Here is a 17,072-nt window from a genome sequence, read left to right on the forward strand (position 1 = left end):
CTGTCAGCTAGTTACACTGGTCCATTTACATCGGCCTCATCACCTTCATAAGGCGTTGCGTATTTACATTCTTTTTGCGGACAAACTTTTTCGGTGCCACGGCGTTTGGTGGTTTTCAAGGTTAATATCGGCCAATTGCAGCTCGGACAATTTTCCTTAATGGGTGCGTCCCAAAGAGCGTAGTCGCATTTAGGATAGCCAGAACAGGAATAAAATATCTTACCATTACGAGATTTACGCTTAAGAATCTCACCTTTTTGACATTGTGGACAGGTTACCCCCGTATCTTGCGGTTTTTCCAGTGGCTCAATATGCTTGCACCCCGGATAGCCACTACAACCAATAAATTTTCCGTAGCGTCCGGTTTTAATCACTAATGTGGATGAGCAGAGCGGACATACTCGGCCTTCTACGGTTTCAGGCCCTGCTGTACTTGCTGTGTTGTCATCACCTAAATTACGGGTGTAGGAGCAGGTTGGATAATGGGTACAGCCAATGAATCGGCCATTACGACCGAGACGAATGGATAAAGGGTTGCCACATTCAGGACATTTTTCATCAATGCTTTCTTGCGTAACATCGCTTCGTTGTACCGATTCTTCCTTTTCAGTAATTAATTGGGTAAAAGGCCGCCAGAAATCGTTCATTAACGGAATCCAGTCTTTTTCACCCCGAGCAACAGCGTCTAAATCATCTTCCAGATTGGCTGTAAAGTCGTAATCGACGTATTTAGTAAAATGATCAGTCAAAAACTTGTTAACAATTCGCCCTACATCAGAGGGGTAGAAGCGTTTATTGTCCAAGGTGACATATTCACGGTTTTGTAGTGTCGAAATAATGGTCGCATAGGTGGATGGACGGCCAATACCATGCTCTTCCAAGGCTTTAACCAAACTCGCTTCGCTATAACGCGGAGGTGGTTCTGTAAAGTGTTGGTCGGCAGTAATGTCTTTAAGGCTTATAGGGCGTCCCTCTTCCATGGGCGGTAAGATGCTTTCCTGGTCGTCAGCGGCGTCTTTGTTGTCGTCTTTGCCTTCCAGATAAACGGCCATAAACCCTGGGTTGGTGACCGTGGAGCCTGTAGCACGAAACACATTTTTTTCGCTGCCACAAGAAAGATCTACCGCCACTTGATTAAGAGTGGCGTTTATCATTTGGCACGCTACGGTACGTTTCCAGATCAGGTCGTAAAGTTTAAATTGTTCGATAGTTAGCCGATTTTTTACGTCTTCTGGTTGACGATGTACAGAAGTGGGTCGGATAGCTTCGTGCGCTTCCTGGGCATTTTTTGATTTTGTCTTAAATTCCCTGGTTTGTTTAGGAACATTTTCAATACCATACTTTTCGGCAATTAAGGTACGAATATCCGCTAACGCTTCTTCAGATAGATTGACTGAATCGGTACGCATATAGGAAATTAAGCCGACAGTTTCGCCGCCTAAATCAATCCCTTCGTAAAGTTGTTGTGCCACCATCATGGTACGTTTAGTGGTAAAGCCGAGTTTACGGGCGGCTTCCTGTTGTAGCGTAGAAGTAATAAATGGTGGCGCTGGATTACGGCTACGTTGTTTTTTTTCTAGCTTGATAGGTATTAGACGACCATCTGCGGCTTCAAGTAAGGTTTGTTGTACTTGCGCAGCCTGATCTGCGTCGGTAAAGCTGAATTGATTGAGCTTTTCGCCATTAAAATGCGTTAACTTAGCTTTGAAAGGCAACTCTTGCGAGCTGGCTTCAGCTGTGTGAGACCAGTACTCGCGGCTTTTAAAAGCCTCTATTTCCATTTCTCGTTCGACTATCATTCTGAGCGCTGGACTTTGCACGCGCCCCGCAGACAAGCCTCGACGAATTTTTTTCCATAACAATGGTGAAAGATTAAAACCTACCAGATAATCAAGTGCGCGTCTTGCTTGCTGAGCATTGACCATATTGGTCGATAACTCAGTTGGATGAGCAATAGCATCCGTTACGGCTTTTTTGGTGATTTCATGGAAAACTACACGAAATACTTCTTTGTTTTTTAGTAGCTTTTTTTCCTTGAGATGCTCAAAGACATGCCATGATATCGCTTCACCTTCGCGATCCGGGTCAGTGGCGAGATAAAGAGTATCTGCATTTTTAATCGCCTTGCCAATTTCCTGTAAATGGCGAAGATTGCGATCAATGACCTGATATTTCATTGCAAAAGCATTTTCAGGATCAACGGCTCCTTCTTTGGGTATCAAATCACGGACATGACCATAGGAGGCAAGAACTTGAAAATCCTTGCCCAAATATTTTTCTATGGTCTTACATTTTGCGGGTGACTCTACAATGACTAAACTCTTGCTCATGCTATCCATACAAAAAAAATCAGTGTAAAGAAGTGGGTATTAAATCATAGACGATATCTTCCATTCTAGAGAAAGCCACACTATCGCCTGGTTGACTTAACAACACCATTAGTACTATCCACTTTAGTCTCTCTAAAGTGATATTTTCGTCTTGTAAAGCCATCGCCCTATCAATGGCAATTTCCCTATTTATGGGAGATAAAATTCCTGTATGTTCCAAAAACATCAGAAAATCTCGACATTCTAGGTCAAAAACTGCAGTTTCTTCGCTGCTAAACACTCTAAACGAAGATGCCACTGCGGGACTGATGGTTTCAATTTCTGCCAGTGATTCTAACCAATCGAAAGCTTTATTGACATCGGGTTGATGGAATCCGGCTTCTACCAATTCATTGGCAATAACGTCGGTGTCAGGATAACTCTCACCGTCACCATCGAGATAATTTTCAAACAAGTAGATTAGGACATCAAAAATATCTTCTTTCATTAGAGCCTTTTTTAGATTCTGAAATAGCTACCACCGGAGGCGGTAGCAATATAACCCTGTAGTTCCAAAACTAGCAACATTGAGGAAATTATTTCCACTGACCAGCCGCTTTCTAATACCAGAGTATCAACCGTTGTCGGGTTGTAGTCGATCAATTTCAATAGATTTTGCTGCTCCAGGTCAAGTCCTGTTTGTATGCTTTCTACTCTGTTTTTTATAGGCAGTTGATTGTATTGCCCTAATTCTTCAAAAATATCTTCGACAGTTTCAACTAATTTAGCTCCTTGTCTAATTAATGCATTGCATCCTCGCGCTAAAGGATTGTGAATAGAGCCTGGAATTGCAAAAACTTCACGATTTTGTTCCAGTGCTAAGCGCGCAGTAATTAAAGAGCCACTTTCTTGAGCCGCTTCGACAACGAGTAACCCCATGCATAAGCCGCTAATGATTCGATTCCGTCTTGGAAAATGATTGGCTTTAGCCGAAGTACCAGGAGGAAACTCTGAAACCAATGCTCCCTGTTCGACAATTTGTGTGGCTAAGTGTTTGTGACAGGCAGGATAGACTCGATCCAATCCGGTGCCGGCTACAGCAATGGTTTGACCGTTAACATTAATGGCACCCTGGTGGCTGGCAGCATCAATACCTAGCGCCATACCACTGGTAATGGTTAAACCTGTCATTGCCAAGGCTTGAGAAAATTCAATGGCAATTTTAGTACCGATTGTCGATGGATTTCGGCTACCAACAATCGCAATCTGTGGTTGTGCCAATAATGCCGGATTGCCTTTTACAAATAATACCGGCGGTGGGTTGCTTATTTCTTTTAATTGAGCTGGATAAGCAGCATCTTCAAGCGTTAGTGCGTAATTTTGATTCTGATTCAACCAAGCTAGATCTTGTTCGATCAACGCCCAGTCTGGATTGTGTATGGCTTGAATAATTTTTTCGCTAAGTCCCAGCGCACTGAGATTGCTTTGCGGCGCAGAAAAAATTTCACTGAGTTCATAATGATTGAGCAATCGTAGCAGAGTATTACTGCCGATACCTGGGGTTCTAACGATTGCTAGCCAGTATTTAATATTCGGATTGATAATGTGTACCAATTAAGTATAAATTTAGATTTAATAATCAGCCAGTTAATCTGTTTAGAATAGACACCATGCTCTGTATCATCTAGTCCGTTTATGCTGAGTGTGACTAAGGCATAAACGGATGATATGATCAGAAATTGGGGTTAAATACAATACTAACTGCTTGCTATTTACTTCTCTACCTTTGAAATTGAGTTTAAGGAGTTTGTACTCTGTCCAGTATGTGAATGGGCCCTAATGCGTCCATCACCAGCGCATAACTCACCCGTTCGAAAGGTCTGAAAATCATAATTACTCCTGAGTATTCGTCAGGTAACTTTACTGCTTCCGGTTCTTCTATTGAGTGTAGCGTGTCATTGATAACTCTACCCGCCCGAAAAATATTTAGGGTATGACCTGCTTGCAAACCGTCTGCTATACCTTTGTCGATCACTACAATGTCGTGTTGTCCTATCTGTGTTATGCCGCCCATTACCCGAATAATATAGGCAGAGATTTGGCTTTCTGGTGCTTTAGGAAAATAATTCAATGCAACACTGTTTTCCTCACTGGGCATTAAACGGTCACCCTGACGAATTTGGGAATTAGATTTGTTGGCTATTAAGGTTGCAGGATCTCCAGATGCAACCAGTGTGGCGTCGCCTATAAACAGCGCTTCGTAACCTAAAATTTCGTTGGTTTGTGGACTAATATAGGGATCTCCTTGCCTGTAAATACCATAAGAAAGGGTAGTTGGTGTTACTATTGATCGAGCATAGAGCCGGTCACCCGCTCCACCAACCAGACGTTCATTTCCACCAATATCGACTATGTATGGGGAATTATTCAATTCGTCTTTGCCTACAATTTTAGGTGAACTTAAAAATTGTGCTATTGCATCGCTGGGTATCATCGGTATCGCAGAATCGATACCTGATTCGCGTATTCTCGGCTCCATTTTTTCCTCACCAGAACCAGAATAGCGTGAAAAGCTCAGACGGGGTTCACCGTTGACATATGAAAAATAAAGGGTATCGCCAGGATATATCCAGTGAGGGTCTTTAATTTGTGGATTATTATGCCAGAGCTTGGGCCATTGCCATGGATGTTGTAGAAACTTGCCAGAGATATCCCATAACGTATCTCCTTTTACCACTGTGTATTGGTCTGGGTGGTTAGGATTTATTTTTAGTTCTTCAGCCAAAAGACTGGTACTAAAAAAAAAGCCCAGCAGTATGCCGAATATTGTACGCAAAACCATAAAGTATCCTGCTAGATTTAAGATTAAATAACCAAGTTAAAAAGAATGTATAGAGTTATTTGTTACACTTTGAACGATAGTAGCTGAGTTTGCCGCAAACGGTGCTAAAACCATGCTTACCGAAAGTTACTGTGTTTATGAATATAATTGTAATCGATTCGGAATTTCGAATCACTTTTAATCAGGCTTGGCGGCTCATTTCGCAGGGTAATAAATCTGCATATTGAATGTTTTGCCCTGCGATTAATTTAAATAACGTACAGATAATAGTCGCTCTAAACTTACATGGGTGTTTGTTATTAATAAGTTTTAACGCTTAAAACGGACTCAAGTTTAATTTCCCTATATTTATCAATTATTAGTAAGCTGGGCGGCTTTATACGTCCACTTTACGAAGTTTTTCGACCAGTGTGGTGCGGCGCATATTCAATAGCTTGGCTGCGTGAGCTACCACACCGTTGCATTCATCCAATGCCTGGCGGATAAGTTCATTTTCAAGATCAGTCAGATACTCTTTCAAATCAATCCCTTGTTCGGGAAGTTGTACTGTGTTGCCTGTAGTTACACCGGGCTTAAATAAGGGAATAGAAGGAGAATTTGTTTCCTCCCATTGGGGGGTAACACTAATTGTTGGCAAGTTATCGGGTATTGTATAAGCTTGGAATTTTTCAGGCAGATCATTGGCATCAACAGTACCATCAGGGTGAGTAATGGCTATACGTTCGATTAAATTAGATAACTCGCGGACATTGCCTGGCCATTGGTGTTGCATTAATAAAGCAATCGCTTTTTGAGTCAGGCGGATATTTCCGCGTTGGCTCACTGTCATTTTGGCTAGCAAGTCATTAATAAGAAAAGGAATATCTTCAATTCTATCACGCAAGGGGGGGATTTCTATGGGAAATACATTCAAGCGGTAATATAAATCCTCACGAAAACGTTTTTCAATAATTTCTTGTTCAAGCTGGCGATGTGTGGCGGCAATTACGCGTACATTACAGTGAACGGTTTTATTGCTACCGACTCTTTCGAAGGTGCGTTCTTGTAAAACGCGGAGCAGTTTAACCTGCATAGGCATAGGCATGTCGCCAATTTCGTCAAGGAAAAGCGTGCCGCCTTCCGCCATTTCAAAGCGGCCCTGTCTGGAGTTGAATGCGCCAGTGAATGCCCCTTTTTCATGTCCAAATAACTCACTTTCCAATAATTCCCCTGGAATTGCGCCGCAATTAACGGGAACAAACGGTTTGTCTCTACGCGTGGATGAGCGATGCAGTGCTTGTGCCACAACTTCTTTTCCTGTACCCGATTCACCCAGTATTAAAACGGTTGCATCGGATTTGGCTACTTGATTGATAAGATCTCTGATTTTTTGGATGGCTTTACTTTGACCCGCTAAGCCTTTATTGGTTTGTGGTTTTTTATTGGTTTCCGAAGCTTGAGGAATGCTATTTAAAAGTGCCAATAACTTTGGATAAACCGTTGGCCACTCTAAAACTCCAGCCAGCATTGCCTGATTGGATTGGGATTGTGGCTGATCCTTGTCAATGACCAAAAATACTGGTGTGCCGTTACTATGTAAGGTCAGCTCTTTAATAACGTTTGTTTGCGTGCTATCGCTACAGCCAATAAAAATAGCATCAAGGTCATTACTTGACAATACCAACTGATAATCATTACCACTCGCCACTATAACCGTACATTCCATGAATTTAAGTACTGTTTCTAGTAGATGCAAGCGTTGTTTATTGTCATCAATCAGCAAAATTTCCGGTACAGCCATACGATAGGTTCTCTATGAATTACTAAGCCGGTCACAACGACCATATAAAAAATTCTAAGTTAATCATTGTAGTTGATCTATGACAGAACGCTGTGTAATTCAATTCGTTGTATGAAATAGTTCAAGATTTTTAAACAAATATTGCCAAGGCGCAATTCCTAAACAGAGATTAACTGTTTGATAGGAGGTCTACAGTATAGAATCTAGTGATAAATATACAAATTAAGTGGCATATAAATACTGTTATACGCGACATCACTTGCTTTGATGGGGCATTGCTAAGATTATGTTAAGCCAGTTGTTGCAAAGCAAACACATTATCTCTAAGTGGCTTTGCGGTTAATATGGCAAAAAGTTAGTTCAAATGGTATTTTTTACGTTTACGCCAGAAAGTGGCTCTACTCATGCCGACAATACTAGCGGCAGTTTCCAGATTGCCGCCAGCAATTCTTAATGCTTCACGGATCGACTCTTCTTCATTTAGATAGTTGACTAGATTGTGTGGTGACTTTATTGGTGAGTTAGTTTCCCTAAATTCGGGTGGTAAATCTTCCATGCATAATTGGTTCCCGCGGCCAACGGCAAAAGCATATTCGACAACATTGATTAATTCACGGACATTACCCGGCCAGTGGTAATCAAGTAAACAACGCATGACGTCTGGAGCAATGGTATTGATATGTCTGCGACCACGTATATTATGTTGATTGATGTTATGCCAAAGCAATAAACTAACATCCATACGACGATCACGTAATGGCGGAAGAAAAACCGGCACCACCCGCAAACGGTACATCAAGTCTTCTCTAAATCGGCCTGATTTAACTTCTTCTCGAAGCGAACGGTGAGTGGCGGCGATAATTCGTACGTCAACTGTGATCGACACATTACCGCCTACCGGAATAAAAGTTTGCTCTTGCAATACTCTAAGCAATTTAGCTTGCAGTTCCAGTGGCAATTCTGCAACTTCGTCCAAAAATAAGGTACCCCTATCCGCGCGTTGAAACAAGCCCGCGTGATGACGAACAGCACCGGTAAAGGCGCCTTTCACATGCCCAAATAATTCACTTTCCAATAAGCTGGGGCTGAGAGCTGCGCAATTAATAGCCAGAAACGGTTGGTTACGGCGAGAACTTTCTTGATGCAAGGCATGAGCGACTAATTCTTTCCCGGTACCCGATTCACCGCGAATTAACACGGTGGCTTCAGTTTCAGCCACATTACTAATAACTTTAATGACTTCCAGCATGGCTGGGTCATTTGACAAAATACCATGGAAACTATCGTTAGCGGGTTGTGTAGGGACTGCGAGTGTGGCTTTGGATTCCGGCTGTATAATTTCCACCGCACCTGCAAATTGCCCATCGGTATTAAAAAACGCGCGTGCTGTACGATAACATTTGATTCGAGTGCCATTAGTTTGTTTTAAAGAGATAGGTTGCGCTTTAATCACGCCGTGTTGTTTAAGGTCGCAAGGATCAATTTCGCCATCGCAATGCAAAACATCGGTACACAGTTTGCCAAGCACTGCATCGGCATTCAGGCCAAATATGCTTTCTGCGCTATTATTCCAAAATAAAACTTTATGTTCCGCGTCGATCACAAACACAGCACCTATATCAATAAGGTCGGCCAGTACAGCAATTACTTGGTCGGGGCCAATTTGGCTAAGCCAGCGTATAAAAAAAGGTGAGTATCCAGCCATAAGTAAAATTGATATGTGTCAAATTTGTTTCAAAAGTAGCATATTTGTTTCAATGTTTCAATGTGAAACATAAAAGTGACTAATAATTATCCTTGAAAAGCATTAAAAGCAAGTATTTAAGCAGAAAATTAGAAATGGCATATAATTTGATATAAGTTTATTAGAATTTACTAATTAACTGGAGGCCTCTATGATTTTTAGACAGCTTTTTGATCTTGAAACCTCAACCTATACTTATCTTTTAGGTTGTGAACGTACACGACGAGCCTGTTTAATCGATTCAGTAGCCTCTGAGTTAGCTACCTATGTCGATTTATTAAACAAGCTTAATCTAAACCTGATTTTTACTTTTGAAACACATGTACATGCTGACCATATCACCGCTGCGGGTTTATTACGCCAAACTTTAGGCAGTAAAAGTGTGGTGCATCGTGATGCTGGGGCTAAGTGTGCTGATTTATTGGTGACGGATCAAGTATTGCTACAAGTTGGTGATCTCGATATTGAAGTGCGACATACCCCAGGACATACCAATGGTTGTGTTAGCTATGTGTTGTCTGATCGGGTATTTACCGGCGATAGTTTGTTGATAGGCGGTTGTGGGCGAACTGATTTTCAACAAGGTGATGCTGGTCAACTATACGATAGCATTACTCGCCAGCTGTTTACTCTGCCTGCCGATACGCTGGTTTATCCTGGTCACGATTATAACGGTAATACTGTTTCAACCATTAAACAGGAAATAACGAAGAATCCACGCATTGGTAATGCGCGTAAGCGCGAGGATTTCATTGCCATTATGCAAGAGCTGAAAATAGCGTATCCCAGGTTCATTGATCAGGCGCTGCCAGCAAATCAGTGTTGCGGACTGGCAGCTGATTCATTATAGAAGACACAACATGATACTGACGATGAGTTTGTCAATTTTAATTGGCTTGATGTTGGGACTTCTCGGTGGCGGCGGATCAATTTTGACGGTGCCTATGCTGGTCTACCTGTTACATGTCGAACCTAAGCAGGCTATTCTCACTTCGTTTGTGGTCGTTGGTATTTCCAGTTTGATAGCTTTGTTATCGCATGCCCGGCGTGGCACTGTATGCTGGAAAAGCGGTGGAGTGTTTGGCATTGCCGGTATGGCAGGGGCATTTGGTGGCGGTCATTTGGCCGGACATTTTTCGGCGCAGTTACTGATGACGTTGTTTGGTCTGGTGGTGGCAATAACGGGTATTTTTATGCTGAAAGGTGAAAAAATAGCCAGCAAAACCAATGTTGACAGTCAAAAACCTTTACCAATTTGTCCGTTAAATCTTCCCTTTTTACGGGTATTGTTCGATGGATTTTTTGTTGGCGGTCTGACCGGCATGGTGGGCGTGGGTGGTGGGTTTTTAATCATGCCGGCTTTAACGCTATTAATTGGCTTGCCTATTCAGGGAGCTGTAGGCACTTCTTTACTGGTTATTGTCATGAATGCCATGGCAGGTTTGATTGGCTATAGTCAGCATGTCAGTTTGGATTTAAATCTGACTTTGATTGTAGCAAGCGGTGCAATCATGGGCAGTACAGGAGGTGCCTGGTTATCAGGCTATGTAAATCCGGTCTGGTTGCGACGCCTATTTGGCGTGTTAGTATTGTTGGTGGCCGCTTATACCTTATTTCAATCCTTAAGCTTGTCAATATTGGAGTCGTTGTGTGTGTTGATAACTGATGTGCAAAGTCTGGAATGGGCTATGTTGGCAGTGTTGTTATTTGGGGTGCTGGTACGCATTGCTTATAGCATACACAGAACCGCACCGTTGGGTTTGCCGTCGTACTCTGATGCAGCGAAAGAGGACTAACTTAATGCAATTAGAACAATTTAACCAAAATCGGCAAATTATCCGCAATTGGATTGATGAATTAGGTAGTTTATTAATTGAGGCCTTTCATTATCTGGCTTTGTTTGTGATTGGTGCCAGTATCGTCTGGTCGGCAGTGGTGGCTTACGGTGGGATGATGCAACAGGGACACGCCACCATCGGTGATATTTTGCTGTTGTTTATTTATCTGGAGTTTGGGGCGATGGTGGGTATTTATTTTAAAACCAGTGTCATGCCTGTAACTTGTTTGATTTATATAGCTATTACAGCATTATCAAGATTACTGATAGGCGATATTCAGGCACACCATCAGGTAGATACCGGTATTTTATTGGTGGCTACTGCAATTTTATTGCTAGCGATAGCCACGCGCGTAATCTGTAAACCAGCTACAGCTAATAATTGAGGTGCTGCGTGATTATTTTTTACGCCATGTAACAGGAGGTAAGTATGAATGAGTTCGTTTCAAAATCTGTATCGGTACCGAAAACCAGCTTATATCGATGGGAAATCGGTGTGGCGTTAATCATAAAAGTAATATTTTTAACCGGATTATGGTTTCTGATTTTTCGCTGGCCGGATAAACCTGTGCATAAGCCAGATATAGCTGTGCATTTTATGCAATCCAATTCTCAACCTCAGGTAGATCCTGATTTTTCCTCCCAATCCAAAAAGGAGACTCACCATGATCGGTGAAGATATTGTTATGTTGTCCCGGTTGCAATTTGGCCTGACAGCGCTCTACCACTTTCTATTTGTGCCGCTGACTTTAGGCATGACCTTTATTCTTGGCATTATGGAGTCGGTGTATGTGATGACCGGAAAAGAGGTCTACAAAGATATGACTAAATTCTGGGGCAAATTATTTGGTATTAACTTTGCCATGGGCGTAACTACCGGTTTGACCCTGGAGTTTCAGTTTGGCACAAATTGGGCCTATTACTCGCATTATGTCGGGGATATATTTGGCCCATTGTTAGCCAGTGAAGGCTGGATGGCATTTTTCCTGGAATCGACCTTTGTAGGTCTGTTTTTCTTCGGCTGGGACAAATTGACCCGTGTTCAACATTTGGTGGTGACGTGGTTGCTGGCGGTAGGTACCAGTCTTTCAGCGTTATGGATTCTGATTGCCAATGGCTGGATGCAGTATCCAGTGGGGGCAGAATTTAACTACGAAACGCTGCGTATGGAAATGACCAGTTTTGCCGATGTGTTTTTCAACCCGGTAGCTCAGGTTAAATTTGTGCATACCGTTGCAGCTGGATACGTTACCGGCTCCATGTTTGTGCTCGGTATTAGTTCCTGGTATTTGTTAAAGAAGCGTGATATTGGTTTTGCCCGGCGTTCATTTTCAATTGCTTCAGCCTTTGGATTGGCTTCAGTGTTATCGGTTATCGTGCTGGGGGATGAGAGTGGCTACACTTCGGGTGAAACCCAAAAAATGAAACTGGCCGCAATTGAATCTGAGTGGGAAACTCACCCTGCACCCGCAGGCTTTACGCTATTTGGCTTGCCGGATCAGGTGAACGAAAAAACCGATTACGCTATTAAAGTACCTTATGTGCTGGGTCTGATTGCAACGCGTTCCATCGACGAAGATGTTAAGGGGTTAAAGGAATTGCGCGAGGAAAGCGTCATTCGAATTAAAAGTGGCATGATTGCCTACGCAGAACTGCAAAAATTGCGCAGTGATGATCATAGTGCTGCCACCAAACAAAATTTTGATGCTCATAAAGCCGATTTGGGTTATGGACTACTGCTGAAAAAATATACTGAAAAGGTAGTCGATGCAGACACTGCGACTATACAAAAAGCCGCTAATGACACTATTCCTAAAGTGGCACCACTATTTTGGACTTTTCGGGTAATGGTTGTTTGCGGTTTTACCATGCTGTTTATTTTTGCAATGTCATTTTACTACTGCGCCACACGCGTAGCCGACCAAAAACGCTGGTTAATGCGCATGGCTGTGTGGTGTATCCCGCTACCGTGGATTGCAGCAGAAACCGGCTGGTTTGTGGCTGAAGCGGGTCGCCAACCCTGGACTATATCAGGCATATTACCCACGCATATCAGTGTGTCTAGCGTCAGTAGCGAACAGCTTTGGTTCAGTATTGGAGGTTTTGCTCTGTTCTATACAGTATTGCTGATAATTGAATTGTATCTGATGTTCAAATATGTACGTCTTGGTCCTAGCAGTTTGCATACCGGTCGCTATTGCTTTGAACAATAGGCGCATTAACCACTAAAGCATTTAATGAGGAATACATTATGTTCGATTATGAATCTATCCGCCTGATCTGGTGGGTGTTTATTGGGGTGGTCGCCATTGCATTTACCTTGACAGAAGGCTTTGATTTTGGGGTTGCCACCTTACTGCCTTTTCTTGGTAAAACCGATGTTGAACGCAGGGTTATCATTAATACTGTCGGTGCAACCTGGGAAGGTAATCAGGTTTGGTTGATATTACTGGGTGGTGCTATTTTTGCCATTTGGCCCGCTGTCTATGCCACCCTGTTTTCGGGTTTGTATATCGCCATGTTGCTAGTGCTATTTTCCTTGTTTTTCAGACCTGCCGGGTTTGATTATCGTGGCAAACTGGCAAATCCAATTTGGCGAAATACTTGGGATTGGTGTTTGTTTTTAGGTGGTACCTTGCCACCCGTGTTGTTTGGAGTTCTGATTGGTAACCTGATTTTGGGATTGCCGTTTCATCTTGATCAGGATTTACGCAGTTTTTATACGGGGTCGTTCTGGGCTTTGTTGAGTCCATTCTCCTTGTTGTGTGGTGTGGTTAGCTTACTGGGAACCAGCTTTCACGGCGCTTTATTTTTGAAATGGCGTAGTGAAGGTGTTATTCATCAACGTGCTACTGTGGCGGTTAGACGTTTGGGGGGGGTGTTGCTGATCGGTGTAGTACTAATTACGCTTTGGGTTGTCATGGGTATTGATCGTCCTGAAATTATGCAGATGGCCGCTACCGATGCGCCCTCCAATCCGTTGCATAAAATCGTGCTTGCAGTGGGGCCTGGCTGGCTGCAACATTTTCTTACTCATCCCTGGATGCTGGTGGCACCCGTGCTTGGTTTTTCTGGCATTACGTTGGCTTGGTTGTATGGTAAAGGCACGGCACGTATTGCAGCCTTTATGTATAGTTGTTTGGGTATTACCGGGTTGTTATTGACTTTGGGATTTGGATTGTTTCCCTTTCTGTTGATCTCTTCAACCCATCCTGACTCAAGTTTGACACTGTGGGATGCAAGTTCTAGTCATTTCACACTCTTATTAGCCTTTTGGATTACCGTAGTGTTTTTACCTATCGTGCTGTTGTATACCCGATGGGTGTACAAAATCATGTGGGGCAGCGTTACTGAAGATTCTGTATTAAAAGATACTCATACACTTTATTAAGGAGACATGCGATGTGGTATTTCACCTGGATGCTCGGCGTTGGTTTTGCGGCTGCTTTTGCCATCATTAACGCTATGTGGCTGGAATCGGTCTGCGCTATTGATACCCATGGTATCGAAGAGTCTTGCGACAGTTTATCAAAATCTAATCGGGAACTATAAGTATGACCACCGAACGTATAGTCAGAATTGTTGCGGGCTTTTTTATTTTGTTGTCTCTGAGTTTAGGGGTGGAAGGTAGCCCGTTGTTTCAAAATGTTAATTGGCTTTGGTTTACTGCTTTTGTTGGTGCCAATCTGTTTCAAAGCGGTTTTACCCAATTTTGCCCGCTGGAAATGATCTTAAAAAAGCTGGGTATAAAAGAAACATGTCGGTAAAACCGACAGAAAATATCTATCAACGAGGAATTTAACATGGCAAAAATAGTAATCGTAGGAGCAGGCATTGGGGGTATCCCGATGGCTTTTGAAATGAAAGAAATGGCGCGTGCAGAAGATGAAGTGCTGGTGATAGCGGATACCCCAACTTTTCATTTTGTACCGTCTAATCCATGGGTAGGGGTAAATTGGCGAAAACCGGAAGACATTAAAGTGGAATTGGCACCGGTTTTTAAAAAGAAAAAAATCAGCTTTATTCAGCAAAAAGCTATCCGTTTTCATCCTGAAAGCAATCAGGTAGAGATAGCAGATGGCACTCGGGTGGATTATGATTTTTTGATTATTGCCACTGGCCCCAAACTGGCTTTTGACGAAGTGCCGGGGTTAGGGCCTGATGGGTATACTCAGTCTGTGTGTCATGTCGATCATGCTGGTGAGTCGGGCGAGTTTTGGACTAACTTTGTGCAGGATCCTGGCCCCATTGTGATTGGTGCAGTGCAAGGCGCCTCCTGTTTTGGACCTGCTTATGAATATATGTTTATTGCTGAAACCGATTTGCGTAAACGTAAAATTCGCGACCAAGTGAAAATGACTTATGTAACCTCCGAACCGTACATCGGGCATTTAGGTTTGGGTGGAGTGGGTGACACCAAAGGCATGCTGGAAAGTGAACTACGGAATAAACATATTGATTGGATCTGTAATGCCAAGGTCGATAAAATCGAAGCAGGTATGATGTATGTCACTGAAGTGGATGAGAATGGGCAAGAGAAAAAGAAACACGAATTGCCATTTAAACACAGCATGTTATTACCTGCATTTAAAGGCGTGGACGCTTTATTGGGTATTGATAAACTGGTTAATCCACGTGGATTTGTATTGGTCGACGAGCATCAGCGTAATCCGACCTATAAAAATATCTATTCGGTAGGTGTTTGTATTGCCATTCCGCCGCTTTCGCAAACGCCGGTGCCAACCGGAACGCCAAAAACCGGTTATATGATCGAATCTATGGTTACTGCCACAGCACATAATATTCGCGAAGAGCTCGATGGTGGACAGCCAACACATAAAGGTAGTTGGAATGCGTTATGTTTGGCGGATTTTGGTGATACGGGTATCGCCTTTCTTGCCATGCCGCAAATACCGCCACGAAATGTGCAATGGGCCTCCAGAGGCAAATGGGTGCATTTAGCCAAAATTGCTTATGAAAAATACTTTATTCGTAAGGTACGTCAAGGCCTCAGTGAGCCGATTTATGAGCGTTTGCCGTTAAAAATGCTGGGCATTATGCGACTTAAACATAAGCCTAAGGTCTAAAAAGTTTAGCTCCAAGGTGTATTGTTATATTACCCTACACCTTGGGGGATTTTTCCTGAACAATACACGTTACAATTCGCTGAAAAGTATTAGACAAACTAATGAATTTAAAATGAAACAATTAACATTTCTATTTTTTTCAGCTACGTTATTGCTAGCACTCAGTAAGCTGGTGTTTGCTGAATCTGCCATGCAAAGTTATAACCTGGAGCAAGCGATTGATCTAGCTTTGGCGAATAATCCAGAGTTAAGCATTATGCAAGCACGTATAGAACAGGCTGATGCTCAGTTGGGTCAAGCGATGGCCAGTTTTTACCCGCAATTAAAAACCAGTTTGTCTTATCAATATAGTAATAATCCTGCCCAAGCTTTTGCCATGTTGATTGCAGAGCGTCGCTTAAATTTTGCAGGTACTAATTTTAATCAACCCGGCTTTATTGAAGATTATCGTCCGCAAGTTAGCGCCAGTTACGCGCTATTTCGTGGAGGACAGGATTATTATCAGAGTCAGGCTGCCAAATTGGGGGTGGAAGTTTCTGAATATGAAAAGTCTGCCACCCGAAATCGTCTGCTGAGTAATGTCACCGCAGCCTATTATGGTGAATTGGCAGCTATAGATGCACATAAAATCAGTCAACGTGCCATTGAGGCCGTGCAAAGTGAATTGGATCAATCTCGAGTTCGCTTCGACGCCGGAACGGTGTTGAAGTCCGATGTTCTATCTCTGGAAGTACAATTGGCAGAGGCCAAAGAGCAGGATATTCAGGCGGCAAATGTCATTGAAATGGCACAAAATATGTTGAAAACCTTGCTGGGTCTTTCGATAAACGAGGTATTTGCCATAAACGAGACTCAGGTCAGTGCTTTACCCGCTGCCCCAGCTGGTTTTGATGACTTGTTGAATGAAGCTTTAAGTCATCATCCGGAATTAAAAGCAGCTGAAAATCGGGTAGCGATTGCCGAAAAACAACTTGCGGCAGCACAAGCGGCATATTTGCCCAGAGCGGATGCGTTTGTTAATTATGGCTCAGATAGCAAAAATCTGACTTATAACAGTAATCGGGACAATGTCAGTGCCGGTGTAATAGTGGAATTGGATCTTTTTACCGGTTTTTCAACGCAGGAAAAAATTAAAAAAGCCGAACACGAATTGACAGCCGCACAGGAAACGGCTCGACAAACCCGTTTACGCATAGAAAATCAGCTGAAATCTGCCCAGCTTCGATTGCAGGAAGCGTTAAACCGTGTGCAAGTCAGTGCTGTGGCGGTTCAATCGGCCCAAGAAGCCTTACGTCTGGTTAACGAGCAACGTCAGGCTGGCGTTGTAACGGTTACCCGCTATCTTGAGGCAGAAGTTGCCCGCGATAGAGCCAATACCCGGCAAATAAGTAGTCGTTACGATGCTTTACGCGCAGAAGCTGAACTTAAACAAGCCATTGGTTTTTGGCAATAACTTAGAAAGTTAGAGGACTA

General features: G+C 42.9%; 16 protein-coding genes. 10 read left to right on the forward strand and 6 right to left on the reverse strand.

Annotated features, from left to right (window positions below; genetic code table 11):
- Window positions 1–11: 11 nt before the first annotated feature.
- The 6 genes from topA to ABH008_RS05435 all read right to left on the reverse strand — a co-directional run bounded on the left by topA (window position 12) and on the right by ABH008_RS05435 (window position 8,636).
- A complete protein-coding gene (gene topA / locus ABH008_RS05410) occupies window positions 12–2,330 on the reverse strand; it encodes a type I DNA topoisomerase (RefSeq protein WP_347988831.1) in 2,319 nt (772 codons plus the stop codon).
- Window positions 2,331–2,349: 19 nt separating this feature from the next.
- A complete protein-coding gene (locus ABH008_RS05415) occupies window positions 2,350–2,817 on the reverse strand; it encodes a DUF494 domain-containing protein (RefSeq protein ID WP_347988832.1) in 468 nt (155 codons plus the stop codon).
- An 11-nt stretch (window positions 2,818–2,828) separates the two neighbouring features.
- Window positions 2,829–3,923, reverse strand: coding sequence for a DNA-processing protein DprA (gene dprA / locus ABH008_RS05420; RefSeq protein WP_347988833.1), 1,095 nt, complete (start codon window positions 3,921–3,923; stop codon window positions 2,829–2,831).
- A gap of 184 nt (window positions 3,924–4,107) precedes the next feature.
- The gene (locus tag ABH008_RS05425; protein ID WP_347988834.1) at window positions 4,108–5,151 is read right to left on the reverse strand and encodes a LysM peptidoglycan-binding domain-containing protein; all 1,044 of its coding nucleotides are present in this window, start codon (window positions 5,149–5,151) and stop codon (window positions 4,108–4,110) included.
- Window positions 5,152–5,527: 376 nt separating this feature from the next.
- Window positions 5,528–6,931, reverse strand: a complete 1,404-nt coding sequence (locus ABH008_RS05430; RefSeq protein WP_347988835.1) for a sigma-54 dependent transcriptional regulator — start codon at window positions 6,929–6,931, stop codon at window positions 5,528–5,530.
- A gap of 355 nt (window positions 6,932–7,286) precedes the next feature.
- A complete protein-coding gene (locus tag ABH008_RS05435) occupies window positions 7,287–8,636 on the reverse strand; it encodes a sigma 54-interacting transcriptional regulator (RefSeq protein WP_347988836.1) in 1,350 nt (449 codons plus the stop codon).
- Between the two features lie 190 nt (window positions 8,637–8,826).
- On the opposite strand from ABH008_RS05435, the gene ABH008_RS05440 reads away from it, so the two are divergent.
- The 10 genes from ABH008_RS05440 (at window position 8,827) to ABH008_RS05485 (ending at window position 17,052) form a co-directional block, all read left to right on the forward strand.
- Complete coding sequence (locus ABH008_RS05440) at window positions 8,827–9,525, forward strand: MBL fold metallo-hydrolase (RefSeq protein WP_347988837.1); 699 nt, start codon at window positions 8,827–8,829, stop codon at window positions 9,523–9,525.
- A gap of 22 nt (window positions 9,526–9,547) precedes the next feature.
- Window positions 9,548–10,471, forward strand: a complete 924-nt coding sequence (locus ABH008_RS05445; protein WP_347988838.1) for a sulfite exporter TauE/SafE family protein — start codon at window positions 9,548–9,550, stop codon at window positions 10,469–10,471.
- A 4-nt stretch (window positions 10,472–10,475) separates the two neighbouring features.
- Window positions 10,476–10,898, forward strand: a complete 423-nt coding sequence (locus ABH008_RS05450) for a phosphate-starvation-inducible PsiE family protein (protein WP_347988839.1) — start codon at window positions 10,476–10,478, stop codon at window positions 10,896–10,898.
- A gap of 44 nt (window positions 10,899–10,942) precedes the next feature.
- Window positions 10,943–11,188 (forward strand): hypothetical protein, encoded by a 246-nt coding sequence (locus tag ABH008_RS05455; protein WP_347988840.1) that lies wholly within the window; start codon window positions 10,943–10,945, stop codon window positions 11,186–11,188.
- The gene (locus tag ABH008_RS05460; RefSeq protein WP_347988841.1) at window positions 11,178–12,725 is read left to right on the forward strand and encodes a cytochrome ubiquinol oxidase subunit I; all 1,548 of its coding nucleotides are present in this window, start codon (window positions 11,178–11,180) and stop codon (window positions 12,723–12,725) included. The genes ABH008_RS05455 and ABH008_RS05460 overlap by 11 nt, the downstream gene beginning before the upstream one ends.
- A 38-nt stretch (window positions 12,726–12,763) precedes the next feature.
- Window positions 12,764–13,903, forward strand: coding sequence for a cytochrome d ubiquinol oxidase subunit II (cydB, locus tag ABH008_RS05465; protein WP_347988842.1), 1,140 nt, complete (start codon window positions 12,764–12,766; stop codon window positions 13,901–13,903).
- A gap of 11 nt (window positions 13,904–13,914) precedes the next feature.
- Entirely contained in the window at window positions 13,915–14,064 is a 150-nt protein-coding gene (gene cydX / locus ABH008_RS05470) for a cytochrome bd-I oxidase subunit CydX (RefSeq protein WP_347988843.1), read from the forward strand.
- Between the two features lie 2 nt (window positions 14,065–14,066).
- Entirely contained in the window at window positions 14,067–14,279 is a 213-nt protein-coding gene (locus tag ABH008_RS05475; protein WP_347988844.1) for a DUF2892 domain-containing protein, read from the forward strand.
- A 36-nt stretch (window positions 14,280–14,315) separates the two neighbouring features.
- Window positions 14,316–15,599 (forward strand): FAD/NAD(P)-binding oxidoreductase, encoded by a 1,284-nt coding sequence (locus ABH008_RS05480; protein WP_347988845.1) that lies wholly within the window; start codon window positions 14,316–14,318, stop codon window positions 15,597–15,599.
- Between the two features lie 112 nt (window positions 15,600–15,711).
- Window positions 15,712–17,052 carry a TolC family protein gene (locus ABH008_RS05485; protein WP_347988846.1) on the forward strand — a complete coding sequence of 447 codons (1,341 nt, stop codon included), beginning with the start codon at window positions 15,712–15,714 and terminating at the stop codon, window positions 17,050–17,052.
- The last annotated feature ends 20 nt before the right edge of the window (window positions 17,053–17,072 follow it).

The organism is Methylomonas sp. AM2-LC (assembly GCF_039904985.1).
In the GTDB taxonomy this organism is placed as follows: Bacteria; Pseudomonadota; Gammaproteobacteria; order Methylococcales; family Methylomonadaceae; genus Methylomonas.